Source organism: Ferrimicrobium sp. (assembly GCF_027319265.1).
Classification (GTDB): domain Bacteria; phylum Actinomycetota; class Acidimicrobiia; order Acidimicrobiales; family Acidimicrobiaceae; genus Ferrimicrobium.
Genome location: NZ_DAHVNP010000005.1, coordinates 1 through 26,655, shown reverse-complemented (window position 1 = coordinate 26,655; position 26,655 = coordinate 1). Strand labels below are relative to the sequence as shown.

Here is a 26,655-nt window from a genome sequence, read left to right as displayed (position 1 = left end):
CCGGTTAGATGCGTTAGTCACTACGCCGAAACCCTCATACGTAACGTAGAGAACGGCCGCTCCCGTGATAATCCCAAGCGTGCCTTGGCCTCCACCGCTGATGAGGCGAGCGGGTCGAGCATCGTGTAGTCCAACTAGCACTAGGCCGATCAGTATTACGATCTCAATTGTTACGATGAATATTTCCGCATGACCTACGAGTCTAGAACCAATAATATTCACGGCCAGGAAAGCTAGAACGATCGCAGCGGCAAATACCTTCGCAGCCCACGGCGGCACTGTATCTCCCATTAATGCGCCGACATACTCAGCAAACCCTGTAGCGTAAAGAGACGTTGCAATTAAATAGCCTAAATACTGAAAGATATTAAGGCCACCTGCAATGGTCCCGTTTCCATACTCCTGGACAATGAAGTGAGCAGCACCCCCTCGGCTTGGAAATCTTGAGCCTAAACGTGCATAGGAATAGACTGAAAGTGCTGAGACCACCCCTCCTATAACAAATGCTACAGGTAGATAAGGGCCGGTACTGGTTGCTGCCAATCCTAACAGCGTGTACAAACCCGCACCAAGCATACCTCCCATGCCAAGCGCCGTGGCTGCAAGAAAACCTATCGAGGTTTTTGAATGCGATGCGTCTGAAACGGGTATGGCACGCGACCTTCTCATTTGATCGACTCTAGCATGTGAACATCTCGAGGCCCTCGCCTCAGGTGAATGGGATGTGATGAGACTACCAACCCAGTAATGGGATGAACTGAAACAAGACAGCTATGAGCAGGAGGCCGGATGAATCGAGAGGTAGGGGTCCGGTTTGATGGGAGCAGGATGGGGCAGTTTCCTCCCACTATCCTACCTGTATTGTGAATGCTAGGTATAGATAATCCGATCCAGTTTGCTGGCAAACAGGGCGATATGAATGAGAAACCAAGGAGCATTTGCTCTCTGACGGTTTGATGTCGACTTGAGAGAGGAAAAACGAGTCAGTGCGTGGTGTAGCGCTGAGGTGTGTCGTGGGCAACAGATAGGTGAGATGACGCAGCCGAACGACTAATTCACGATGGCTGGCCAGCGAGAGCCAGGCCTAGGAAGTGCCGGAGTCTCTGGTAGTGGAGCCTTCGGGGGTCTCTACATCTCGAAAGGTATCAAAGCTGCGGAACCGGAGTTATTTGACGAACCAGGAGTGTAGCCGGTTCGCCCGGATGGTACGGTCTTCGCGGTTACGGGTAACTCAATCCCAGCCGCTCGCCCGCGAATCGAAGATCTCTTGAACGCTATCGTGTTCTCTCTCGAGAGAGAGTATCCGGCCAGAGGCGGATCATGAGTTCTGACCTGGATTTCTGATTCGATCCTGTCTCTTGATTTGATTGTAGGGCTGGCAGATGGGTTAGCACAGTGGAAGGGCAGGGTGACTAACGTCTGAGCGCGCCATTTATTGTTATCGCACCCATGATTGATAATCCCGACGCGAACTTGTTGACACCAGCTTCTAGCGTAGTGCGAACGGGGTCGTACGGAACCTATTGGAGGTCGTCGCGTTGGCGCAGCGATCCGGCTGCGGCACCGGGAGGACGCCGTAGGTCCACTACGCTACGTTTCCTGGAGGGTTCTTCGACCGAGATCCAGGCAGTCGGCTAGAACATTGAGACGCCGTTGGGTTTGCAAGGAACGCCTCACTCGCGTGGGCTTGCCTGTATGTCGACTTCACAAAGGCAGTCTTTGGCCTAGTCGTAGTTCTGAGATCCGGACAGAGACCGATTACGCCCTTGAACTCACCGGTCGATACGTTTGGACATCGATCCTGCATTTTGCTCGTCCAAGTATTGGACCGGTGATTATCCTTCAGCTTTCCTCACCTAATGCCTTGGAGCTCTGGGACCAAGTCAAAGATCTCATTCTATTTGGTTGGTATTCTGAGCTGTAGAGCATCCTACGAGAACCGCCGGGCTGCAGGCATTCGGGTTCAACAAGGATACAGTTGGTGCTCAACGAAGGTTGGATGCCAGGAGGTCGGAGGGTCAGTTCCGGTTCCTGAATGCGCCGATGTGGACCGAGGATAGAGGAGCGTGGTGGCAGAGGTTACTAATGACGTGCCGATGGAGGATGGCGACGCGATGTTGCGGCCGCTTGCGGTAATTTTTGACGTAAACGAAACACTGTTCGATTTGCGCGCACTAGCGAGCTTCTTCGTGGACCGTGGGTTTCCTCCTTATGCTTTGGACTGGTGGTTTGCGGTATTGCTCCGGGATGGAATCGCTGCAGGTGCAGCAGGACGTTTCGCGGCCTTCCCCGAGCTTGCGAGAGATGCTCTTGACGAGGTGGCGGGCCGACTTGAGTGCCACCTTGACGACGAGGCGGCCGTAGCGATCTTACAGGAATTTGCTCGCATTCCGGCGCACCCCGATGTAGTGCCAGCCCTTCGGATACTTCAGGAGCAGCAAACGCCCTACCTAGCCCTCACGAACGGAAGCGGGCAAGTTGCTACCAATCTCTTTGCAGGCGCTGGGCTTAGCGTCTCTCAAGATCAAATCTTGTCGGTCGAGATTACCCAGCGATGGAAGCCTTGTCACGAGCCTTATGACTTTGCTATCACACGGCTGGGAGTTCCCTCAAACCGCGTCGCGATGGTGGCTTCTCATCCCTGGGATCTCGCCGGAGCATCGGCTGCAGGTCTACTGACAGCTTGGGTGAACAGGTCCGGTAGGAACTTTCCTCGCGCTTTTCGGTCTCCCGACGTGATGGCCACTACTCTCGATGCGCTGATGGCACAGCTCGTAGCGGCTCCAGCTTCCTAATGAACACGATTGCGCAACCGGGGCGAGGTGACCGGAGCTGTCCTCAAAGGCGCGCACCATATGCGCGAGAAGCCGGATTCGGTGGAATAGACCGTGCACCCTAGGGCGCTCCAAGAGATATGACTGATTCGAAGGCTAAGGAAATAACGTTGTACTGGCGGCCTGGGTGCCCATTTTGCGTTCAATTGCGCCGGGATCTTCGCCGAGCGGGAATACTGGCGCATGAAGTAAATATCTGGGAGGATCGTGAAGGACGCGAGGCAGTGCGGTCGGCCACAAATGGATACGAGACGGTTCCAACCGTGGTGGTTGCCGATAAGACGTTCGTCAATCCGGCAGCGGGAGAGATTGTTGATTTTGTCAGGACCCAAGCGCCACAGCTTCTGTCATGCCACGGGTTGAATATGAAAAAGGCTAAGAGAGACCAGGTGCTTGCTGCGTTCCAATGGATGGTCGTCGCTTTGCTGGTCGTCGCTAGCTTCGCAGCGGAGGGGGTGGGCCATGTTGGGGCAAGCTGGGCCTTGGATGGAGTCAACCTTGTAATTTTCTGGTTCATTCGTGGGGTGCGTCACCGACTGTCGTGAGCGAAGTTGCTTCGTCGGTGAGGTTCTGGATCGTCGAGTTTTGGGATTGTACAACTGGTTCGGTTCGATGGTGACTGCCGATGAGGGAAGTCGGACTAGCTGGCAGCGGGCCTTGCGGGCCAGAGAGTGGCACTGCAAGCGGATTCAGCTGAGCTTGGTGTGCCTCTAAGGAGTGGTGAATGGGCAAGGCTTGATGGTGAGGCCGTCACTTTTCGGGAGCTGGGAGCGCCTCCTTGGTGATGGCACTGGATTGTAAGAGGGCTCTGGAAGGCCCCTCTCATTCAGTTGAGGGCGCCAGGTTGGGACGACGGTCTCCCAAGGTTGATGCCAACTTCGATGTGGATGTTTTGCGCTGATGAACCGTAATTATGCAGAACCACGGAATAATTCCAGTAGCTTTTGGGCTCCATGTTGAACGAAGCGCGTTCTGCGTGACGTTGTGACAGTTAAGTCTTGAGTCTTCGATGACGGTATATTGCCGTGATCAGGTGTTCGAGGGAGGTGCCGATTGGCGAGGAGTATCAGGCATAGGAAATCGGGGAGGACTCGTCCTGGAGGTTTGCGGATTCTTGGTATCGTCGGCGGTGCCCTGGGTGGCCTCTTGATTGTCATCGGTGTCCTGTTAGCCTTAAATTGGCCTACAGCTTCGTTAGAATCTTCATACACGTCGTTAGCCGAGGTCAGTACTTCGGGCGCCACCCAGCCGATTGAACACCTGAGTGCTATTGCCAATGGCAAGCCAATAGCGGTTAAACTCGAGGGCTCATCTGTGCTTCCGTCGCACAAGCTCCCAACCGGCGTTCCCTTCACCGTATCGGTCACTCTCGGACGTCCCTCCTGGATCTCTTGGATCTCTGGCCGCCAAACCACCCTGACGTTTAAGGGAACCACTCCGCGCGCCAAACTTCTCGATCCCGTCGCGATTCCCGCGTCGGGTCAAGCGGTGCAGTCGGACTTTTCAAACCCCGTCTCGGTGGTGGCCTACTCGTATCATTCCTCCACTAAGTACGTAAAACTCGATCGAGCTAGCACTCATGTCTCTTTGCCAGGGGCAACTTCCGCTGCGGCCGGATCCCTTCAAGTCGCAGCGGTTCCGGACCCCTGGGAGACCCTCCCGGCGAGTTCTAACATGGTCTTCTTCCGGGCTTCTGGGACGACACCTGAGGCGGTTATCAACCCCGATTTGACCAACCTCGAGCCCGAATCCACTATTACGATCACCCTCTCGGTGCCGGTGGCGAAGGCCTTCGGAGCCAAACTTCCGACCATCGCGCCTACGATCCAAGGATCTGACCCTGTGAAGGGATCATGGGCTGAACCAACTCCCTACACCCTGACCTTTACCCCAACGGCCGGTGACTTCTGGCCTACCGAGACCTTTACCATGACCACTCCCGCCCCTATCGCTCTCGTCAGCCCTACTGGTGCTCTCGGCACCACCGGAGCGACCTTCTCCTTGAGTGGTGGGCCAATACCGACCTTGCGACTCCAAGAGCTCCTCGCCCAGCTAGGCTACCTGCCGGTCTCGTTTAGTTCGCCAACGACTGTCCCTAACACCGAAGCTGCCCAGATACAGGCCCTCGCCAATCCGCCTCAGGGGTCGTTTAACTGGAAGTGGACAATGCCAACCCAGCTCACCTCACTCTGGAGTGCGGGGAACGCTAATGTCATCACCGAGGGTGCGGCGATGGCCTTCGAGGACTTTAACAGTCTGAACTATAACAATAAGTTGGCGAATCCTTTGCTCTTCCCAACTCTCATCCAAGATGTCATTCATAACAAAGTCGACCCTCACCCCTACGCCTGGATACAGGTCCAAAAGCAACGACCTGAGACGCTCTACCTCTGGGTCAATGGCCAAGTGGTGCTGACTTCACCAGCCAACACCGGAATCGCAGGCCTAAAGACCACGAATGGCACCTTCCCGATCTATCTTCGCTTTAAGGAGAACTACATGAGTGGCACTAACCCTAACGGCACTCACTACCACGATCTGGTGCACTGGATCAACTACTTCCTTGGCTCTGAGGCGGTTCACGGATTTCCACGGGCTGCCTATGGCTTCCCCCAGAGCCTTGGTTGTGTCGAACTCCCGATTCCTACGGCGGGCGTTGTTTATCCCCAGGTGCACATTGGTACGCTGGTGACGGTGATGCCGAGCTAACCTATCGTGTCCTGGAACCTGGAAGTGACCTGTAGCTGAGGTCGCGGGTCTCGTGGATGATGATTTGCGGCTTAGTCCGGTGGCCTATGGTTACGTTTTGGAGGGATCAAGACCGCTTGCCAGCTGTCAAGCTGCTGGTATAGTGGTAGCTTTTATGAACTAAATGGCGATTACAACCCCGGCGGTTGAGCGATAGGGGCTCCTGACCTTTCGGATCTTGTGGAATGTGCGAGCCTGCAAAGCGATGTGTCACTGGACGCGGATAGCCAAAGGATGAAAAGTCTGAGCACCTTGGCAGACAAGTGATGGCCGGAAATTGTTGGACGCTGTTGCAGGTGGTATTCGCGAGAACTTGTCTAACGGGAATAGATGCCTTTTGGTGGGAACACTATTGGCAACCCGATTGAGGTAGAGCCAGTCGGGCCCTGGCAACCCTTCGACTGCCAGAATTCAGGCTGCTTTCGATTCTGGTGTATGGGACCGGGTGAGTTTCGTGTTCTGCGGAGGTGGATGACGCCCTCTGCCCTCACTTGAGCCGGGGAATGAGAGTTGCCCCGCTCTTTCTTGGGTCGCCCCGCGCTGCTGATTGGATCGGTTCGCGCTACAATTCGCGTGGGTATCACTTTGGCAACGGGCTTTGGGGGGTCGGACTCAACATGTGTGATAATTGCTTCTCGTCGCCTCGTGTGGCGAGGACAATAGATATTCAAGTCTGAAATGAGAGCTGCTTTTCATCAGCCCAACTTTCGCAACAACCCCACATCTCCCCAGGTAGATGGACCAGGGAAGGTTAGCTTGGACACTACAAATGAGCCGCAGTGGTCTTGATTCTCCGTAATGGATCCCTGACACCTAAGAGGGCATAGATGTCGCGCTGGGCTGGCTCTGGAACGGAGGAGACTCGAAGGTGAGTCACCACCCCCTGGTCGTTGGTGAGCATGAGGGTGCTTCTCACGTGGGGGGAGACCTGTTCCTTTATCGTCTTCCAGCTCCGTGTATCACCTTGGGCGCGCAGGGTCAGCTCAATAGCTGAGAGTAAATGATAGGCAAGGACGGAGATAAACAGATGTGCTGCACATCTCGTGGCTAACTGGTGATAGATGGGACGAAGACCTAGATCACTCTTTAAGGACCGAAAGGCGTTCTCGACCTGGGTCAGGGTCATATAGAGACCCCAGATCGTCTCCTCATCGAGGTGGTTATGGGTCGTCTCTATCACATAGGCACCAAGGAGGGAGTCATCTCGATCCTTGGTGGGCTTTGGCTCGATGGTGAGCTTGGTCACCCGATCGACTCGACGCCGGTTGATGACCTTGCCCTGGTCCTCGCCATAGGCAAGAACGAAGTCATAACGGGCGGCTATCTTTGGGTACTTGGCCTTGATACGCCCGATCCTCTCTGAGATAAGCTGGGTCCGCTGTATTGACCCCTTAGCGATTGAGTTCTCCAAGCGGGTCACATCAGCTAGGAACCTCCCCTCGGCTTGGGTAGTGATCCCACTCTCTTTGTCCCGTCTCCCAGCTGAGGAACAGAGGACGACGCTCACCTCACCCTGGCTCAGCTTCTTCAATCTGACCGGGGAGCCATTGGCGTCTTTGTGCTCGCTAAAGCCCTCCATGGAGGTGAAGTGTTCACGGTAGCGAGGAGCTCGATTCGCCCGTTCGATGATGACGTAGTCAAGGTTGCGCGAACGACACAGAGCTATATTCTCAATCGTTGCAATCCCACGGTCCATGACGATAGTAGGAGAGAAGAGATCATCTTTCCCCAACTCACCAAGGTGAGTCAGTACCTCAGCGAGGGTCCTTGGTTCTGCAACGTTTCCCTCATAGATCTCGGAGTAGACCGGTAGACCCCGGTCATCGACGACCAGAGCCAGTGATACCAGTGGACAGTCAGAACGCTTCTCCTTGGAACGGCCGTACTTGGCTAGTTGGTTGGCTCTAGCGTTACCCTCGAAGTAGGTATTGGTCAGGTCAAAGAGAAAGAGGGTCTCCTTGGTCGGAAAGAGGGTCCTCTCGGAGCGAAAGAGTTCCCTCTCGATTATCTCTTTACCCTTGTAGAGCGCATCGGCTACTCGATAGACCCTGTCTTTGGCGAGCTTGGCGACATCGATTGTGCACAGCTCAGCTAGTGAGGAGTTAGAAACAATAAAGCGATGGGTGCGAAGGTCAGAACCTGGCTCAATGAGACGAGCGAGTATCACCGCCCGGCTAAGACCAAAGTCGCTCTCTTTGATACCAGCGAGGCGAAGGGTCCTCTCAAAGCCCAAGAGATCATAGAAGTGCCAACCGACGAGCTCTGGCCCAAGGGTTCTTACCTTGGTGTGGTTGGCACTTGTGAGATCGATGCGTTCATAGTCTGCACTCTCATCCCTTCTAGCATCTGCGAACCCAATCTCAGACTTGACGCTTAACTTGGCAAGGATCGCATCGAGGTAGGGCTTGACCCTCTCATCCTCGGCAAAGATCGACTCTGCTCCACTAAGGCGCTCACTCACTGCTCTCGCTAGCGCTGGCCAGAGAGGCTTGTCGAGATCAAAGTCGCTAAGTGTCAAGATAATACGCTGTCTCGGTCCCTTCTCACTCCGGTAGGATTCGATCAACTGATACTTGGTATAGGTCTTTCCCGTCTTGGTCTTGGTATCGACGGCTCTGATATACATAGCCCAGATGCTACCAGTGAGTGAACATGGATCAGGCCAAATATACGAACTGATTACAATGTTAGGACACTACACGAAAAAACCACTCATACCCCACCCAGTATCCCACCTGCCCATACTCCAAAACCACCCTGTGGATACCCCTCTACACCCCAAGATATCCACAGGATGGACATGGATTCGGGAAGAACTTGCGAAAGTCGGGTCAGGTGGGCTTAGATCGGCAATTGCGACAGCGGCGGGTAGCCTCTTCTATTGGTTCAGATCTCCCTTGGATCCGGTTTGGTAACTGCGGGTGCGATCGTCGAAGCTTGCGCGAGCTGGAATATGGGCCGTTCCGGCACGGCCTTTAGCAGGAGGACGTGGCGGGTTTGGGGACTGCGTTCGGACTCATACGGCACAGCGATAGGGTCTCGGTAGGCTCCCGTCGTCAAGTCTGGCGGCAAGAAAGCGTTGGGTCACCAGACGCTTGCCGTTTTGGAGTGTCGAGTCAGGAGGGGCAAGCACCATGTCCGGGCTCGTGCGTTTGTCGGCACCAGCTGGGTGCCAGTAGAGGCCATCTTCTGCAACCGTGAGCTCTGGAACCGTAGAGACGTCAGAGATTTCGAGGCCCGAGGTCGAGTGACCTCGTTGAAGAAGTGGTCGGACCAGGAAGTTGGTGGCTGCCACCCCTGCCCCAACGAGTAGGCGCTCCGCGTCGTAGACTTCATTTTCGTTTTCAGGCGTTGCCGTCATGGCTACACGGAGGGTCAAGCCGAGGCTGGTGAGACAATGGATACCCTCCATCGTTCGCGCCCAGCTCCCCCTCCCACGATGGAAATCGTGAGTCTCAGCGCGAGCGCCATCGAGGGACGTTTGGATCACGAGATTCGGATTGCCAGCAAACTCTCGGAGCTTTTCAAAGCGCGTGCCTCGGACAATCGTAGCGTTCGTGAGCAGAACGGTTGGCAACACCGCGGTGCTATATCGGAGAAGCTCCGTGAGATCGGCACGCAGGAGGGGCTCTCCTCCAGTGAGGTAGATCTCTTCGAAGCCCTCTGATTGCGCCTCGTCGACTATTTCGTGGAATCGATCAATCGAAAGTGCGCGGGGAAGGGCGCGTGGAGAGGACCCGACCGCACAGTAGTCACAAGCGAGATTGCAGTGAAAGTTCGTGTAGATCCATAGTCGACGTGGGAAGTACGCGCTACCAAAGAGTGGAGCGACAGGTAGCTCATCTACAATGGATTCTGGACGAGAAGAGACTCCGATACGCGGAGTGTGTGTCGGATTATCTTCATCGGTCCAAGTTCCCCCAGTCGGTGTGAAAGACTCTAGCAATGAGGCACGATACAGGTGGTATTTCCCTTGCGAGCGCTCAACCGGGGGTAATACTTCGATACAGGTCGTCCACCATCCGGTCTCGATCGTTGACACAAAGAGCTCAGGAATTCCGGCTTTGCGCATCGAGGCGGACTGGGCTTGCCAATCATAGGGAAGTTCGACAAGCGTTGCCTTAGCGACACCATCAATTACTTCGATGACCGCGTACCAAACTTCCTGGCGGCCGTTGTTAGCAGGTTTGCCGAGGACGCCAACGTTGACTACTAGTGTTTGTCCAAAGTGTCGTTGCCATGGCAGGCCAGAATGGGTACAGCAGATGACTGGGGCCCCGCTGGCCTCGATTCGGCGCTGATGCTCCTGATCGGATAGGGATTCCCACCAAAAGTCGTTGATCGCCAAGGTCGATCCGTGGACAAGATGGACATCGCACCCCCCAAGGTCGAATCTCTTTTCTGTGGGCAAGGTTCTCATCCACGATGCAAAATCGGGCGTGGTGTGTGTTCGTGTGTAGTCGTAAATAAGGTTTGCGTAGTGATTATCAGTGGGATCCCGGTAGCCACATCCACAGTCGGCGTCCCCACGAGCAATCGCGACGTCATAGTTGCCCGCTATGCACTGGACATCTCCTGCCTTCAGAAGGGGCCAGAGTTCATTGATTTCAGCGCCAAAGCCACCGAGATCACCTAGGCAGTACAGTTGATCGCAACCTCGCTGATTGGCGTCGGCGATGAAAGCCGAGAGCGCGTAGGGATTGGCATATGGTCCTCCGCAGACGGCAACGCGGTAAGAGTTGGACTTCTCTCGGGGTACGAGCTGATGACTAGTATCAAAAGTGTTAGCCTTCAAATCAGAGCTCTGATGGTTCATGGTCACCTTTCTTAGACGTTGAACCTGAGACCCGGTTCACCACTTCCTCAAGAGATCGGCGTGATGGCTCGATCCCTCCAAGTAGGGAGTAGGCCACGGTGCCGAGGAACCCGAGGAGCCAGAACCCCACCACCAATGAGTAGGAGGCAGTCGTTCCAATCTCGACTGCCAGCACCGGAAGGTAGAGCGTGCCGATGATGGCCCCACATCGCCCGATGGCAACCGACGTCCCAACCCCGGCGGCACGGAGATGCGTAGGGAACAATTCCGTGAAAGTCGGGTACGCGGAGGTCCAAGCAGCGGTGCCGGCCGCATTGGCAACGATAAAAGCTGCTGTAACGAGATGAGCATCGTGGCTCGACGTGGCGAGTGCGAGAAGAATGACACCTACGGCGGCCAAGAGGTAGGTAATAGCGACCATCAGGAGGTGTCCAACCCTGTCGAATGCTTGGGCCATGATGAGTCCGCCGATTAGACCTCCTAGGTTCCCCAGGATATAGAACAGAGGCATCGAACGATCCGAGATGTGGACCTGGTGAAGGACTACCACTGACAGCAGCGCGAAGATACCGTAATAACCAAAAGCTTCCGAGAGGTCGAGCGTAGCACCAAGCACAAGTCTCCAGCGGTAACAAGTGAGCAGTTCACGGAGCGCACCCAGCTGACCCGGTGCCCGGAGTTGGTCGATGTCGAGGTTTTGGTGTAGCGGTAGTGGTGCCGATCCACCGCATGATGCTTCGAAACTACGTAGGATTTGTTGCGCTTCGACCGTGCGACCTTGGGACACGAGCCATCGTGGGGACTCAGGGATGCGCCGCCGGAACAGGAGGACCAACAATGCTAACGCACCTCCGAAGATGAAAAGATATCTCCACGAGGTAGCCGCGGCAATCGCAAATGTATCGAGCACCAAGAACGCTAGTAGGCCCGCAGCGATTGCTCCCGCGGGCCAGAAGTTCATGACTATGGCGTTTGCCTTGCCTCTGACTCTGGCTGGTATGAACTCGGCAATCGCAGCGTTGACGATGGCATACTCCGCCCCAACCCCGAGAGCTGCAAGAAAGCGGAGTCCATAGACTGCCGTCAGATCTGGGCTGAGTCCAGTAAGGACGGTAAAGCCTGCATACCAAAGCAAGGTCCAGAGAAAGAGTCGACGGCGACCGAACCGGTCCGCGAGACGCCCGCCGAGTAACGCACCGAATAGGATACCTCCAAGCCACACAGCGAGCACTGCGTCCTGTTCAAAGACGGTCGCATGGAAATAGGTACCAAGCGGGCCGATGGCGTTCGAGAACATTTGAACCTCGAAGGAATCGAAGAGCCACCCAGCCCCGAGGGCTATCAAAATCGTGGTGTGCATCGGGCTCCAGGCCAGGCGGTCGAGTCGAGCTCCGGTCTCGTGCGGCGTTAGACGTGTTGTCACTGGTCCCTCCTCACCGGCTCAGCCCGTTCCGTTGTCGGTTGCTCACGATCCCGATTCTCTTCAATAGCGGTTCGACCGAAGTTGTCCTGACGATGGTCATTTCGCTCTTGGATGTCGATGCCCAACGCAGGTTGGGTTACCTTTCGGCTTCGTTTCTTCGTTGGAATCAGCAAGGTCCAGAATGGTCCACGCTGATACCAGCGGGCGATGTTAGCTGGCTGGACTCCCAGGAAGTAGCAAGCCTTGAGGAGTTGCATGAAGACAATCATCGACCAAGTGCCATGTTCGAGAAATCGGCGCGAGGAGGCGATGGAGACAGCCGGAAGTACGACGAGCCTGCCCTGGCGAGTTAGTCGTCGAGAGAACTCAAGATCCTCCATAATTGGAAGCTCTGGGAAACCGCCCAATTGCTCGAAGACGGAACGGCGCACAAAAAGTGCCTGGTCGCCGAATATTTGATGAAGATATCGTGCTCGCCGTGTCGAGCTCCATGCCAGGTAATCAAGACCTCGCGTATGATAATCGAATTGCAACGTAAGCCCACCTCCGATGATATCGGGATGACTCAGGGCTTCGCGCAGCTGATCGAGAGCATTTGGATCAATCCAACAATCGGCGTGAATGAACCATAGGACTGGTGCTGAGGAAGCTTGGGCCCCACAGTTCATCTGGTGCGCACGACCTGGGGCAGAGCTGAGAACGCGAGCTTTTTGCGCTGCAATGGTGGTGGTTGAATCTGTCGACCCACCATCGACGACGATGAGCTCGGTCCCCAGACAGATCTGGTGTAGGTGGTTGAGGAGTGCCCCGATGGTTTTCTCCTCGTTCAGGGTGGGAATGATGATGGAGATCACCGGAGACGACCTGCGCTCTGCGCCCTGGACATCACAAACTGACATGAGTCCCTCGTGATATCGGCTTTGCTTGACATAACAGGGATCGAAGCTCTGGCGATAGGGTTGGTGCCTTGATCAGTTCGAGAGCATCATTGGGGGTGTCGAGGTCACGCAATGGGGCAAGAAGCCCAACAGAGAGTCTGAATCGTTTCGCTGCTGCTAGAGTCGCTTCGAGAACGTCTGGTCCTCCCCATAGGGTGGGGTCAATGTCGAAGACTGAAAGCTCTAACTGGTTCATCGCGATCAGGTAATAACCACCGTCGAGTGCTGGGCCAATCACGACGTCGAAACCAGAACTCAGCATTGATGAGGCATGGCGTAAGTGCTGTCCAGTTATGAGAGGGATGTCGGTACCGATGATTATCAGCGGTCCAAATGTTCGTCGATAGACATCGTTTGCTGCAGCCATGAGGCGTTGTCCAAGGTGGTCGCCTCGCTGGGCGACGAGATGAATTTGAGGGTCCAACAAGGTGGAGAAGGCGTGACCGGACTCCGGGGGGTCGAAGCAAAGGTAAGTGTTCATCGGGGCAACCTCTAGCGCAAGCTGCATGGCGTTGTGAATCAGCACCCGCTGGAGCTCAGCGAGCTGGATGTCATTGAGTATTGGGGCAAGGCGAGTTTTTACCTGGCCAGGTCGAGGGGCTTTTGCCATGATCGCAATAGCTGGAGCAGCGCTCATGATTCCACCCAAAAGACCTCCCCAGCGGGTTGGGGCGTGTGGGCGTTCACGAGGGGTAGTGCGGCATGGAGCAACTCGGCGAAGCGGTCTGCACTCATCCGCATCCGTGCTACTAGTGCTTCGATCGGTTCGGGGACGTTGGCGACACCGTTGGCATAATCGGTGACGTATCCAACGAGGGCGTAGGGCAATTGGGCCTCTCCAGCGAGAACTGTCTCTGGTCCGCCAGTCTGGCTGATCGCAGTCACGCCACAGGCCGCCAAGGCACTGATTTCTGTTCGAGAGTTGAACCGTGGGCCATCCACATGTCCGTAGACCCCGTTTGTCAGGATCTTTGATTTGAATTCTTTGCCCGCGTTGATGAGTGAGCTCCGAAGGTCATCAGAGAAAGGGTGGTCAAAGATCCAGTGCCCGCGACCTTTCTGTCCCGGAGTGTCAAACCAAGTACATAAGCTGCCGTCTGGCATCCGATTTGACCCGAAGTAAAGGTCGTCAAAGACGATCAGCGAACCGGGCTCGATTGACGGTTGAACAGCTCCACACGCAGTGCAGCCGATAACGGCGGTCACTCCAAGATCGATGAGGACGGAGAGGTTAGCCTTATGGTTCACCTGATGCGAGAGTCGCTCGTGTGATGGTCCGTGGCGAGATACGTGTGCTACCACTGTGTCTTCTACCGTACCAAGTGTCACGTTGACACTACCAAAGGGTGTTGTAGCATGATGAATCTGACGGTCGATGAGGCCTGGCCACTGGTCGATTCCTGAACCTGAGATGATACCGATCATTGTCGCACCTTTGCCGTTGCCGAAAGGTCTGAATCGGTCGATCTCCGTCTTGGAAGAGGTAGGAGTTTTACCAGCTCTCTGTTTTCTGCTGGATCGAGAACGCTGTGTTGGACGCATGCTGGCACAATTTCCCCAGTCTCGGGGTGGGCCATTGCGTAGAAGCACGACTGGAGCCTCTCTTGAGTCTCGAGAATGTGTGGGTCGGTGCTCATCTCCCCTCGCTTGAGCATTTCCCAGGCAGGCTGGACGTCTTCGGCATTCATGAAGCGATGCATGACGAACGTCATTGGACGCACCTCGTGCTGCAGGAGGGCCCGAACTACGACGAGTAGTCCTCCAGATTGATGGATCCGGCGCCATAGCCAACGAATGCCAACGAGTACCATGTGTGGGTGCCGGACAACGACTCTTCCAAGTCTTGGAAGTAGCAGAGCAATTGGCGCCCCCCAATGAACGCCACCGAGGTATCGGTAAAATTCATCCCGAGTTTGTAGATCATCGATATTGTCTTCGTCGAGAACGGGAAACCAGCGCTTACCGAGATAGTATCCGAAAGCTGACCGATTGCAGCGTTCATCGCCAGTTTGAAACACTCGAAACGGCAGTCGAACTCCCGCGCCGGCTTCAATTTGAGTCCAGACTGAATCGGCGTTCAGGCGAGTGTAGTCCTCTTTCCAACGACGTGGGTTGCCGACAAAGGCTGCCGGTTGGAACGACATCATGTTAAAGCCCATCGAGTTGCATTCACGGATCACATCAGGAATCTCGTCGACATTGCCTGGGGTCACCGTCATATTGTGTGCGAGGAAGTACTTCACCCCATACTCTCGGCGAAGTCTCTTGAACAGATCGCAGAAGGCCTGACGAAAGGAATTGAGCTCAGCTTCAGAAGTCGGGATACGAAGGCCCCGCCGACCACGCATGGTCGTATCAAAGTGCCCCGCGAATGAAAGTCGTTTGAAACGAGGTTGACCATCACTTCCAATCGCTAGCGCCTTGAGATAGGAGTAGTCCATGTCGCCGTGGGTAAAGCTCATTGGCTCTCGGCCGTGTTCACGCATGATCAGCAACGCCTTGGCGTGATCATTCGGCTCAAGGAGGGTAACTTCGCCTCCGATGAGTTGAGCGTGAGCATGGGGGCCGCGCTCCGAAGCAAGGTGGGCCATCTGACGCTTGATTTCGGCGAGTGTATGAGGACCGTCGACTCGCACTTGGTTCGCATGGGCTGAGTGATAGCACGGGGTACACGCAAAATTACAGCGCGGGAATACGCCGTGGGTCCCTTCGCAGCCAACAGCCATTCGGCCCAGAGTTTGAGAATCCGTACGAATATGACCTGGCAGCGCAGCCCACCTAGCGGCGAGTGCCTCTCTAGTGTCGTCGGCTATCGGCCGAGTTGATCGCTCTACCTCCCTGAACCAGCTTTTCATTCGGCTCCATTGATGTGTCAGAACCCCCATAACACCCTTCTCTCCCATGTTGCTCAATTGTCTCTGCAACCACAGACCGGAGGGCTTAAGCAACGGAAAACGTAGCAGCAGACTCTCGGGTTGCCCAAAGAGTGGAATCCCCTTGGGTTCGCGAAACTTCCAGGCATTTCTCGTGGTGCCTGTAATTTTGATGGTAAGTTGATCAATAGGCGCTCCGACAGGGTATTCGCGGGCGATGTGCTCCTCGAGTGAGTTTTGCAGATGATGGATCGCAACGTTATGAGCGATGCGTAGCTCGAAAGGCTGTTCTGCCGTTGATCTCCATAAAGAACTGAGCTGCCGCCTGGCGAATACCAGCTGACCAGGAAGGATACGCGTGAACGGTCTGTGCTAAGCGACCAGTGAACGCACCCAATTGCAATGCAAGTGCGACCTCGTGAATCATCTCCCCGGCCCTCGGCGCTACGATGGTCGCCCCTAGTAGTCGTCCTCCTCCAGCGTTTCGGAGAAACGTCCGTGGGCCGGCGATCAATTTGATGAAACCTTCGGTGCGGTTGGCGGTTATGGCTCGGTCTACCTCAGACATTGGGAGATACGCCACTCTGCCTCCAAGGACCACGGCTTCTGTTTCGGTTAATCCTACGCGAGCGACCTCGGGATCGCTAAAGACGACCGAAGGGATAGATGAGGTTTTGAAGGACCGCCCACCCAGCCTTCCAACAGGGTTGGTGATATTGTGGATTGCGACTCTCCCCATTTCGTCAGCAGCGTGGGTCAGCACCAGGCGACCGTTGATGTCTCCGACCGCGTAGACATCCTTATTGGTAGTTGCAAGACTGCTAGTGGTCTTTACAAATCCGCGAGCATCGAGGGCAACTCCAGCCGCTTCCAACTCGAGCCCATCGGTTCTGGGATGCCGACCTGTTGCGACGAGCAAGGCCATGGCTCGCACGACTTCGTTGCCCGCCGACAGCCTCAGCTCAACAGGACCATCTGGCATGGTCTGTTGAACGCTTTCGAGATGCTGGCCAAGGTGTAGATGAATTCCCGCATCGGAGAAGCATCGCCCCAAGACGGCACTTACCTCCGGCTCTTCTCGGGCTAACAGTCGGGACTCAGCCTCAATGAGGTGGACCTCGGCGCCGAAGCGTTGAAAAACTTGAGCCATCTCGCACCCAATCGCTCCTCCGCCAAGAATTGCAATAGAAGGTGGCAATGCATTCAGTGCGAAAACCGTCTCATTCGTGAGAAAGGGAACTGAACGAAGTCCTGGTACCAAAGGGATGGAAGGCTTTGATCCAGTGGCGATCACGATCTTCTGGGCTCGGAATCTTTGCGATCCTACGGCAATCTCGTGTGATCCACAGAAACGAGCAAACCCTTCGACCACGTCGACACCTTCTTCATGAAGTACATCAGCATCCTCACCTCCCGCGATCTGGGCTATGGTCTCCTGGACTCTGGACGCTGCCTCACGAAAAGTGTCACCCCGTGACGCCGCCTCTATGAGGGTTTTCGATGGAACGCAACCAGTAAAGGTGCAGTCTCCCCCTAAGGGTGCATCGGAGACCAGAACGGTTGTGAGTCTACGAGCCACACCAGCGCGTGCCGCTGCTAGCCCTCCTGCGCCTCCGCCGATAACCACGAGATCACATACTCTGGTGATCGTTCGGCCACTACTAGTCAAGGGTTGTGACTTAAGAGGCGACCTGACGTCTTGACCGCGAGCTACATCAGTCATGGGATTCGTCTTGGCTTGACGCGCCTTCTCGGATCAGCTGATCACTGAAGTTGCGAAGGCGTTGTACCGTTTGGGGGTCGAGTAACATCTCCTGCTTGCTCAGGGCGGTCTTGATCTCCTGGTAGACCTCAGCTTCCAGCCCGCAACGCCGGCAATCGTCCAGATGCCGGGCTACCTGATCAGCCCTTGCATCATCGAGTGCACCGTCAAGATAGTCCTGTAGGACTCTCATTGTTGCAAAGCAGTAGCGCCTCTCGGCAATCATCTTCCAAGGTTTGCTCATCACATCCTCCTCTTCGGTGCAAGGCCTGCAAGTGTCAAGCGCTTGCGAATTCGCATTCTCGCACGGTGGAGCCGACTCATAACTGTCCCAATTGGAATCCCAATGATGGCTGCTGTTTCGGCATAGGTGAGTCCATCAATATCAACAAGCTCAATAATTTGACGGTCCTGCTCGCTGAGTGCAGCTATGCAACGCATGATCTCGGCATCGAATTCTCTACCGATGACCACCTCTTCGGTCGAGAGAGTCCCCCCACGAGGATCCTCAGCCTCAACTCGCGATGCCTGGTCAGGGTCGCGAAGCAATTGTGGGCGTCTTCGACGATGACGTTTGACCTCAGCGTTCCTCATGATCGTAAACAACCATGCACGAGGATGTGCTCCGTCGAAACGTTCAATTGCCTGGTAGGCGCTCAATAGCGTGAGCTGGACCAAGTCTTCAGCGTCGGCCGGATTTCGGGTGATTGAGAGTGCCACACGACCAAGAACTTCTATCTCGGGCACTACATAACGAGCAAACGCATAATGTGGGTGTCCACACGCCGTAGTGCTTTCATCAGCTTCGAGATCCATGGTGACGTAACCTCCCGGGTGAACATAGTATTCCTTGGAATAAAGAAGAACCTTTGGGGATTTCTTGATGCGTCTAGAGCGTGTTGTTATCCGGAATCTGACTTACGGGTTGGACGAGGCGTAAAGGCGTAGTCAGGGATCCTGCCTGCTTGGCCGGGGAGTGATTGTGGTTCCCGGCTCCGTACTTGTCGCCGGACAAGTTGGCGAGGCTAGTTTTGGGGTCGCGGGTCAGGAACCGTGCTCTATCGTGTTCGTGTAGGCAGTGAGCTATCGAAGGGAGGACTGATAGGTCTGTCTGGAATAGGTGATGTCAATTCTCGGCTGCACCACTGGTTAGTGGAATCGGCTGGTGGCACGTTTGGTAAGGGTTTGAGCCTTTCGTCTAGTCTGGGATGCATTCGACGCCGCAGGGTCGTGTTGGGTGACTGGGGATCCGCTTGTCATACTTCACGTCGAGCGCTTGGGCGACAGCGATATCTATTGTGGGGTCGCTCACACGGCGCTAAGGAACGCCTCAGCGCTCTTGAACCATTTGGCGTTTTGGCCCGTGTTTAATTCGAGCCGATTACAGAGTCATCGATCTTGGGGTGGCTATCTCGATGAGTTTCACCAGCAGCACCCCGGTATCACCGAGCAGGTTCTTGGCTCGGCAACTGCCGGTGATGGGGTTACGGCTTACCAGTGGCTTGTGTCCTCGATTGCACTTGGAGATAAACAGTTGGCTCTTGATCTGGCTTGCGGGAGTGGTCCCGTCCAGGCAGCCGTGAAAGGATTCCATTGGATTGGGCTTGATCGTTCCCAGAGCGAACTCGCGGAAGCGGCTAGATTGTTATCGAGTTCACTAGTGCGTGGCGATGCTGACCATCAGCCATTCTCCAGTGGAACGTTCGATTTGTTGACGTGTTCGATGGCCTTGATGCTCTTTAACCCAGTGGAGGCGGTGTTAAGTGAGATTTCTCGGGTCGTCAAGGTTGGTGGCATCCTTGCACTCTTGCTGCCAGGGTCGTTTCCATTGAGTACTCGTGACCGTATCCGATATGCCCGTTTGCTAGCGGCGCTTCACGAGACCCGCCCTGCTTATCCAAACGGTATTCATCTTGGCCGACTCCGATCTCACCTAGAGCGACATCATTTCGTCGTCCTTGTTGATGAACGCAGGTGTTTTCGCTACCAGGTGACGACCGAGCGCCATGCTCATACCTTTGTTGATTCGCTCTACGTGCCATCTATTACTCCCAAGCGTCTGAAACGTTCCTATGAGGTGGCTATTGGCTGGACCGGTTCTACGATCGGAGTTCCGCTACGCAAAGTGGTATGTCAGAGGGTGGGAAGTTCCGAATTGCAAACCTAACTGCCGCCTTCGTTGTTGTCACGCGACCCGATGCTAATGAGGAATCCAACAATGTTATACATGGGTGGCCAATATCTTCAGGTTATGGATTTGAGCTCCGGTTTGCGGAAGACGTCGGAAAGCTTGTTACCAGCTTTGATTGTGATGGTTTCGGCTAGCCTGATTGGGATACATTAGTGCTTTAATTGTTGATTGCCAATCGTCATGAACTCCGCCCACGAACGGTTGTGAATCCGAGGATACTCGGCATGCTTACATCGGTTATCCGAAGCAACTAAGCAATCTCGTTACGATATTGCTGGAGCACATAGTTGAGGTGAATTGCTCCTCTTGCTCAGTCCATATGGAGTGCTCGATGTTTTTCTCTATTTAATTACTTCCTGTCTCCTCACCACACAAATCCTTCTTGGAAATTCTATGGAAGATTCATTGTACCTGTCAATGACTTCCAGGAGTTGGCGACCTTAGGATTCTAGGAGTCAGGGTTGATCAGTTTCCGGGTTATGAGTGATTAACGCCGGGTTCTTTGAGGTGGATAGCGACGTCTAACAGAACCTTACTACGCTTCTGGCATCTCCCGTGAAGGCTGGGTCTATCTCCTGAAAAAGGTCTGCTGTAGCTACTACGTGCCTTAAGCAGTCTGTATGACCATGCGCTCGGGTTCTGGTATCGCGGAGAGACAAGACAGGGTGGCTAGCACAGTCGCGCCAGATTGTCCACTTCGTTGGCAGAGCACGACTTGATCTTGCCGCCGAATGTCGGTTGTGTAACCCGTCGCGGTGATGTTGGTCCCCTCCACCGGGTAGGAGGGACTTCTCAGTGGAAACTCCGTGGGTTGCGCAATACCTTTGTATATCTTCGAGACCCAAAGCGGCAGTGACCTACTGCGTGGTAAACACTCCCGACCAATTTGGAAGGCCGAAGAAATTGGAATGGTTACGCTCTCGAACGGGTTTCTCGTCCAATCTCATTCGTGAGGGAAGTGGAATTTGCAGCCCATTGAGGATGATCTGCTTTGTGCGGTCACCTCTCTGTTTAACAAGGAGAGTATATCTATGAATAACGTTACACAACCAACCTCCTCTGGTAGCCCTCTGACAGTGGCTAGGTTACTTTGGAAGCCTGGAATTATTGCAGGGGTCATTGGAGGAATGATGCTCGCCATTGTGATGATGATCACTATGGGAGTAGAAGGATCGGGCTTCCTCAGTCCACTAAATCTCGGTCTTGCTTCCTTTGTCTACACGATCGCTCCTCCTGTATCGATGTTTCCTGTTCTCATGAGGGCTATGGGAATCAAGCTTCCTGGCCCAGTCATGTCTCAACTCGCCCCCGTACTACGTAGTGGCCACATTAGTAGTGCGATGGCGTACCATCTCGGATCGATGCTCATCGCTTTGCACGTGCCCGCGGCGAAAGTTCAGATGATCGGTGCATTGATGACGGGGCATGCTACAAACACCACTGTCACCAGTATCCTGTCTAGCCTGAGTCCCTCGGCTCGCAACGCAGTTATGAGTGCTATGCCCGTAACAGCTGGGCACCTCGTAGCCGGGGCGATGTTGCATCTGGTTATGTCAGCAATCTTTGGAGTTGCTATTTTCGGAGTGATCGCGCTGGCGACCTGGTATCGGCTTCCTGGGATGCGAAGTGCACTCGGCATCATCGGTGCTGGGATTCTCGGTGGTGCGGTCATATATGTTGTAAATGTGTATATCGTTCTTCCTGGGATCAATCCGATGATGGGGTTGGTACCTCCGCTCGCATTCTTCATTGCTCATCTTGTCTTTGGTATGGTAGTTGGACTAGGTGCTGCGGTAACATTCCGCTCGAAAAAGGTGAATAGCATTTTACCAAACGCAAGATAAGGAACAGTGCTGCGCTCTAGGCGCAGCACTGTTGCAAGTTAGCTCGTGAGCTGTAGGATTGATTGATAATACGCTATCGGCGAGTCCTCAGGATGACGCTGATGCAATGTAATAATTGGTTGTTGCTGGAGCACGCAGTACTGATGGGAGAGGTAAGGAATTGCCTCCGCTCGGGTTTGTGTGGGAAGGTGACGTTCGCTGCCTGTCGCGCCGATCAAACATCAGGGTCTGCCGCTTGCGACGTTTAAGCGGCGAAAAGTTTGCTTTTATGTTGGGCCTATGAGATGAAGGAAGCGCTGCGACTGGCTATCGCCGGGGACCTGGTCACTAGCGAGGCGAATCAGATGCTGTGTTACTCATGACGGTGGGTTTCCTGCATTCAGGTATTGCCAACTTTGATTTAACCCTTGAAGATCATTAGAGTGCAATGGAGACGGATTGGTTATGTTTGTACGCCTCGTCATATCTACGGGACAGTTGAGGGAGTCAGCTTTGAGATTCGCTTAGTCATTGCTCAGTTACAGGGGTTTACTCCGACACAGCGACCTTGACAATAGGGAACAAGTGGTTGGGATAAGATAACTGAGGGCTAGGTAACACTTGGCGGTCTGCTTGTCAATTGGATTACACGATATGTCGTAAGAAGTAGGGTATATAGTGGTCACTTAAGGATATCGTTAGAACAACACAAAACAGCTCAATCGCTGGGCATGTAGCCTGACAAGGATGAGTGCTTACTTCGGTATGTCGCTAGTTGTTATAAGTATAATATAGTCAATATCTAAGGAGAAATCCACATGTATACTGGTCGTCTTTTTCCTGTCTCATTGGCAGCACTGTCTGGTGTGTTCCCAGTAGCTGCGGCAGCTCATGCCCCTCGCGTTGCGCCATTGACAACGGTGGTTGGTGCATTTCCTGCCCCGACTACTGGTTCTGGGCCAGGGACCTTAGCTCAGCTATCCCTTCCTCGCGGGTCTACTCAGGTTGGACACTATGGCACAGCGAACACTTCGTCAGGGAACAGCTTCTATGTTGGCTACTCTGCGATCACTCATAGCATCTATACGCCAACCGTTGCTGGCATTACCTATGTCTCAAATAGCTCCTCCCTGCAGGCAACAGGGTCATTCACATCGATCCCGGGCGGTCGTATTGCACGTGTGGTGCCTAATAACAATGTTCTTCTCGTGCTCGCTAGCAATGCTGTAGCCGGCTACACGCTCAACTCTCATAGATCGCTGTTTACGGATGCAATAGGCGGCAATGCCGTGGTCCTTAATCCGGATGGCAGAGTCGCTTTCGTAGGTGGTAACGCGGATTCCGTTATTACAGCTATCGATGTGCGCGACGGAAAGGTTCTTCGGACCTACGATGTTCCTCAAATTGGCGACATGGTTTGGGCCCACGGCCAGATCTTCGCTGCGGATATAAAAACCGGGGTCATGACGGTGCTGAATCCTGCGACCGGTGGCACCGTCACGATCCCTACTCCCGAGGTTGATCCGACCTTTAGTTGTAATGACATTCCCGCAGCTACTGCTGGATTTATGCAGTTAGCCGTTGGTTCCCATCAAGGGACTGTCTACGCAGCTGGCTTTTCTGGTCATATCCTAGAATTCTCGGCGACACGCGATAGGTATCTTGGGGAGATCCCCGTGAATGCAAACACCAATAACGCCGGCGCTAATCAGCTTAGTGGTTTGGCGATTCTCCCCGGAGGTACTGACGCTTTAGTAACGGTTGAGAATCTCAGGGAGAGTGTTATCGTCAATCTAGCAAGCGGTGTGATCCAGCGGGTTTTTCCCTCCTTTGCGAGTAATCGATGGATACTGGTTCCAACTAGTAAGCGGTGATATTGCTGATTAGAGCCGGCTCCGTTCGCACGGCCAGCGCCCTTCACGGCATGTGGGAGTGATGCCAGACCACAGGCGTCAGCGGGAGGCGCTCTGACTACCTGTGAGCTAGAAGGTTCGCTTCGGGGGTACATGACAGAAATCCTATTAGTTAAGGCGCCTGACGGTATGGGCTACTTGGGTACATGGCACTTTTGGAGCGAGCCTACTTCTCACCGCGATAGTCAAGTGTCGGCAGAAGTCGATGTTTCTACAAGGCAAGCGTCGCAGTCGGCAACGGTTTGTCGGATGTTGTCTGCCATCTGTTCAGTACTTCCAAACTCCATCAAGGTTTTTGCGCCAGCGACTTCGAGAACCATAATGATTCAGAAGCTGCGGTACGTCGACCGAGACCAGGGATCGAAGCGCTTGGGTTGGTGGCCATCGCAACTGAGGAGATCGCCTGGTTCGAACAGTTTATCACTCCTAGACTACTCTCGTCTCGTGGGGTATGTAGGTCTTGTCGTCCTCAATTCACCTGGTAGATGGCGTTAGGTTTTAGCGCGTTCAGGTCCGTGTGACTATTCACAAGTTCGCTCTGAGGTTTCTGGGTTGATGACCCCGATAATTCAGGGTTGCCTTAGGCAACCCTCTGCGGCACGTGTGACAGACTGTGCCTCTGGGAGCCCGATTGCAAGCGGTTCGCTGCGGAGGACTCAGCAACATTCTCAGTCCATAGGATGATCTTGGGCGGCGAGATTGGGAAGTCGGGGCTCACGGATACGGTATCGAAGTGCCTTCACCCCAAAGTTCCTATTTCGGGAGATTCCCCGATCTAGGAATGATTCTATGGCTTGGCATCCATCGGGTGTTCTTCGGGATTGTCGTGTCCAAACACCCGTTCGTTGTACATCGCAGTATGGAATGATTGCACGTTTACGGTAGCATTGGTATTGTAAAACGGCGATGGAGCTCGCTGATGTCGCCCTTTTGAGGCTGATGGCTCCTATTGAGCGCCTAGGTGGCGGGAATAGGGGCATGTCGTGATATTCCTAAGACAGGAGTCACTCGCGCAGACATGGGAGTCGCGCCGGTGCTCCGTCTATTGGTGTCGCTGGTCGGCACGAAGTTGGAAGGATGCCCGACCAAGAGCACTGCTGACATTCGCTCCGATGGAGGTCGGGAACAAGAGCAGCCGTGGACAGGGCCACCAGGGAGGGTGTGGTGTGGTAATGGATGACCGCGAGAACGAGGCCATCGTCAAGGTATTCGCGAACAGTCGGAGCCAGATCGGACACATCCACCTCCATCGTTTCCTATGCCTGGAGCGAGGCCTGTTCTGGCCCAAGGCCGATCTAGCCAACTACGGACTCATCCTCGACTCGCTGGCAAAGGATGGAGATCCAGGCAAGGCGTTCCTCCACACGGAGTACCCGGTCCCTTGTGGGTGCCAGGCTATCAGTTGGCCGGCGCTGCTGTCCTGGGCGACCGATGAGGAGAATCCTAACGTCAAGTTAGTCTTGGCACCATCGAGCGAGCCTTGTTGGGGGGACGTTGGTGATCTCGACGACCTCCTGGTTAGCTGGCGGGCAGAGAACATAGGGCGTATCACCTCCTACAAGGACGCAAGACTTTGCGGCTTGTCATATACAGTGGCCTGCGAGGACGGCAGCAATGAGTTAGGGGAGAGTGGGATTTCGCGGGAGCGGTTCAGTGAGCGAGTGCTGTTCCACCAGCGGGTGAGGCGAATATGACCTCGACTAACCGTGACACGGGCCCGAGGCAGCATGAACTTTCTTCGTGTGCCAAGAGTTCGGCCGAGGGGGCAGAAGTCGCGCGAGAGGATCTCGGTGAGTTGGTCATGATCGGCTCGCCCACACCCCATCGTAGTCTTCTGTCACCGCACGGACTGGATGACGAGCTTGGAACAGAACCAACAGATCGCTCATTTGTTAACGACTTGAACATTGGTCAGGTCGTGACCTCGATAGCCGGCGACCGAGAGGAGCGCGATCTCATCACCACGCTTCTCTATCGCCAACTATACGATACGACCACAATCCGATTCCGCCACGAGGTGTTTCGGGACCTGGAGGATAAGGTACGTTTCGAGCGTGTCAAGGGGTCGGTTGAGCTGCTACGCCAGACCCGCTCACACTTGGCGCAGCTCGAAAAGATGCAGTCCAAGTATCAGCAGGAGGGCTGGTTACTCGATGCAATTGCCATCTATTGCCAGGCAGTGACCTCTTTGGCCGACGACCTCAATGCTGACTCGGTCAACTCTCAGGGTCTCCATTCCTTTGGCGATTACCTGGCAAGCTATACGAGATGTGATGCATTCGTGAGCCTCGCCACTGAGGCTGCACAACTCAGGGAAGCTCTCGGCCAGATCCGATATTGCGTGCGCATCCGCAGTGGCCGGGTTGACGTCTATCGATACGAAAACGATCCCGACTACAGCGCTGAGGTGCTGAAGACCTTCGAACGCTTCAAGCAGGGCGCGACGAAGGATTATCGTGTCCAATATCGTGTCTGGCCGAGCATGGACCATGTCGGAGCTCAGATCCTAGACCTCGTGGCTCGCCTATTCCCAGAGGAGTTCTTAGCCCTCGACGAGTTCTGTCGCCATCACGACAAATTCTTCGATGCTACCGTGCGGCGTTTCGAACGCGAGGTTCAGTTTTACCTGGCTTATCTGGAGTACATGGAACCGTTGAGGGCCGCTGGCCTGAGTTTTTGTTATCCTGAGGTTAGCCAGTCCAAGGATGTGTTGGCCACTGACACGTTCGATTCAGCCCTGGCCAACAAGTTGGTCGCCAAAGGACAAAAGGTGATCACTAACGATTTTTCGCTCTCCGGCATTGAGCGCGTCGTTGTCGTCTCCGGACCCAACCAGGGAGGCAAAACTACGTTTGCCCGCACCTTCGGCCAGCTGCACCATTTTGGGAGTGTCGGAGTTCCCGTGCCTGGCTCGGCTGCCCGACTGTTTCTCTTTGATCGGCTCTTCACTCACTTCGAGCGCGAGGAGGACCTAGCCAACATGACCGGAAAACTCGAAGACGACCTAGTGCGGATACAGGCCACGCTGATGACAGCGACCTCTGAAAGTATTATCATCATGAATGAGATCTTCTCCTCGACCACACTGAATGATGCTCGCTTCTTGCTAACGAAGATTCTGGAGAAGGTCATTCAACTCGACCTGCTTTGCCTCCTTGTCACTTTCGTTGATGAGATAACATCCCTCGCGCCCTCCATCGTGTCGATGGTAAGCATGATCGTGCCAGAGAACCCGACTGAGCGAACCCTTAAGGTGGTGCGAGCCCCCGCGGATGGCCTGGCCTATGCACTGGCCATCGCTGAGAAGTACAACCTGACCTATGAGCGTCTGCGC

At 54.6% G+C, this 26,655-nt stretch carries 19 protein-coding genes and 1 riboswitch; of the genes, 8 read left to right on the top strand and 11 right to left on the bottom strand.

Annotation, left to right across the window (positions count from 1 at the left end; genetic code table 11):
* The coding region (locus M7439_RS00520; RefSeq protein WP_298343625.1) for an APC family permease at positions 1–669 on the bottom strand (669 nt) is incomplete at its 3' end.
* A gap of 1,400 nt (positions 670–2,069) precedes the next feature.
* Between M7439_RS00520 and M7439_RS00515 the strand changes: the two genes are divergently transcribed.
* The 3 genes from M7439_RS00515 (at position 2,070) to M7439_RS00505 (ending at position 5,543) form a co-directional block, all read left to right on the top strand.
* The gene (locus M7439_RS00515) at positions 2,070–2,795 is read left to right on the top strand and encodes a haloacid dehalogenase type II (protein WP_298343623.1); all 726 of its coding nucleotides are present in this window, start codon (positions 2,070–2,072) and stop codon (positions 2,793–2,795) included.
* A gap of 119 nt (positions 2,796–2,914) precedes the next feature.
* Complete coding sequence (locus M7439_RS00510; protein WP_298343621.1) at positions 2,915–3,379, top strand: glutaredoxin domain-containing protein; 465 nt, start codon at positions 2,915–2,917, stop codon at positions 3,377–3,379.
* A 508-nt stretch (positions 3,380–3,887) separates the two neighbouring features.
* On the top strand, positions 3,888–5,543 hold the full coding sequence (locus tag M7439_RS00505) for a L,D-transpeptidase (RefSeq protein WP_298343618.1): 1,656 nt from the start codon (positions 3,888–3,890) through the stop codon (positions 5,541–5,543).
* Positions 5,544–6,345: 802 nt separating this feature from the next.
* On the opposite strand, the gene M7439_RS00500 is transcribed toward M7439_RS00505, so the two are convergent.
* The 10 genes from M7439_RS00500 to M7439_RS00455 all read right to left on the bottom strand — a co-directional run bounded on the left by M7439_RS00500 (position 6,346) and on the right by M7439_RS00455 (position 18,210).
* On the bottom strand, positions 6,346–8,208 hold the full coding sequence (locus M7439_RS00500; RefSeq protein WP_298343616.1) for an IS1634 family transposase: 1,863 nt from the start codon (positions 8,206–8,208) through the stop codon (positions 6,346–6,348).
* Positions 8,209–8,598: 390 nt separating this feature from the next.
* The gene (locus tag M7439_RS00495; RefSeq protein ID WP_298343614.1) at positions 8,599–10,398 is read right to left on the bottom strand and encodes a radical SAM protein; all 1,800 of its coding nucleotides are present in this window, start codon (positions 10,396–10,398) and stop codon (positions 8,599–8,601) included.
* Entirely contained in the window at positions 10,379–11,821 is a 1,443-nt protein-coding gene (locus M7439_RS00490) for an MFS transporter (RefSeq protein ID WP_298343611.1), read from the bottom strand. The genes M7439_RS00495 and M7439_RS00490 overlap by 20 nt, the downstream gene beginning before the upstream one ends.
* Complete coding sequence (locus tag M7439_RS00485; RefSeq protein ID WP_298343608.1) at positions 11,818–12,720, bottom strand: TIGR04283 family arsenosugar biosynthesis glycosyltransferase; 903 nt, start codon at positions 12,718–12,720, stop codon at positions 11,818–11,820. The genes M7439_RS00490 and M7439_RS00485 overlap by 4 nt, the downstream gene beginning before the upstream one ends.
* The gene (locus M7439_RS00480; RefSeq protein ID WP_298343605.1) at positions 12,707–13,396 is read right to left on the bottom strand and encodes a TIGR04282 family arsenosugar biosynthesis glycosyltransferase; all 690 of its coding nucleotides are present in this window, start codon (positions 13,394–13,396) and stop codon (positions 12,707–12,709) included. The genes M7439_RS00485 and M7439_RS00480 overlap by 14 nt, the downstream gene beginning before the upstream one ends.
* On the bottom strand, positions 13,393–14,184 hold the full coding sequence (locus M7439_RS00475) for an MTAP family purine nucleoside phosphorylase (protein WP_298343602.1): 792 nt from the start codon (positions 14,182–14,184) through the stop codon (positions 13,393–13,395). Before M7439_RS00475 ends, M7439_RS00480 begins: the two co-directional genes overlap by 4 nt.
* Positions 14,181–15,350: a hypothetical protein gene (locus tag M7439_RS00470; RefSeq protein WP_308464339.1), complete on the bottom strand. Its 1,170-nt coding sequence runs from the start codon at positions 15,348–15,350 to the stop codon at positions 14,181–14,183. The genes M7439_RS00475 and M7439_RS00470 overlap by 4 nt, the downstream gene beginning before the upstream one ends.
* Before the next feature lie 541 nt (positions 15,351–15,891).
* Entirely contained in the window at positions 15,892–17,355 is a 1,464-nt protein-coding gene (locus M7439_RS00465; RefSeq protein ID WP_308464338.1) for an FAD-dependent oxidoreductase, read from the bottom strand.
* Positions 17,348–17,638 (bottom strand): anti-sigma factor, encoded by a 291-nt coding sequence (locus M7439_RS00460; protein ID WP_298387782.1) that lies wholly within the window; start codon positions 17,636–17,638, stop codon positions 17,348–17,350. Before M7439_RS00460 ends, M7439_RS00465 begins: the two co-directional genes overlap by 8 nt.
* Positions 17,638–18,210 (bottom strand): sigma-70 family RNA polymerase sigma factor, encoded by a 573-nt coding sequence (locus M7439_RS00455; protein ID WP_298387779.1) that lies wholly within the window; start codon positions 18,208–18,210, stop codon positions 17,638–17,640. Before M7439_RS00455 ends, M7439_RS00460 begins: the two co-directional genes overlap by 1 nt.
* 547 nt (positions 18,211–18,757) lie before the next feature.
* Here M7439_RS00455 and M7439_RS00450 point away from each other — a divergent pair.
* The 5 genes from M7439_RS00450 to M7439_RS00430 all read left to right on the top strand — a co-directional run.
* On the top strand, positions 18,758–19,561 hold the full coding sequence (locus tag M7439_RS00450; RefSeq protein WP_308464337.1) for a class I SAM-dependent methyltransferase: 804 nt from the start codon (positions 18,758–18,760) through the stop codon (positions 19,559–19,561).
* A gap of 1,055 nt (positions 19,562–20,616) precedes the next feature.
* Positions 20,617–21,429 carry a hypothetical protein gene (locus M7439_RS00445; RefSeq protein ID WP_308464336.1) on the top strand — a complete coding sequence of 271 codons (813 nt, stop codon included), beginning with the start codon at positions 20,617–20,619 and terminating at the stop codon, positions 21,427–21,429.
* A 797-nt stretch (positions 21,430–22,226) separates the two neighbouring features.
* A complete protein-coding gene (locus M7439_RS00440) occupies positions 22,227–23,282 on the top strand; it encodes a YncE family protein (protein WP_298387771.1) in 1,056 nt (351 codons plus the stop codon).
* A 932-nt stretch (positions 23,283–24,214) separates the two neighbouring features.
* Positions 24,215–24,277: riboswitch (Fluoride riboswitch) on the top strand.
* Positions 24,278–24,493: 216 nt separating this feature from the next.
* Positions 24,494–25,015, top strand: coding sequence for an inorganic diphosphatase (locus M7439_RS00435; protein ID WP_298387768.1), 522 nt, complete (start codon positions 24,494–24,496; stop codon positions 25,013–25,015).
* Positions 25,012–26,655, top strand: a 1,644-nt coding sequence (locus tag M7439_RS00430; RefSeq protein ID WP_308464335.1) for a hypothetical protein, incomplete at its 3' end; no start/stop codon positions are given. The genes M7439_RS00435 and M7439_RS00430, both read left to right, overlap by 4 nt.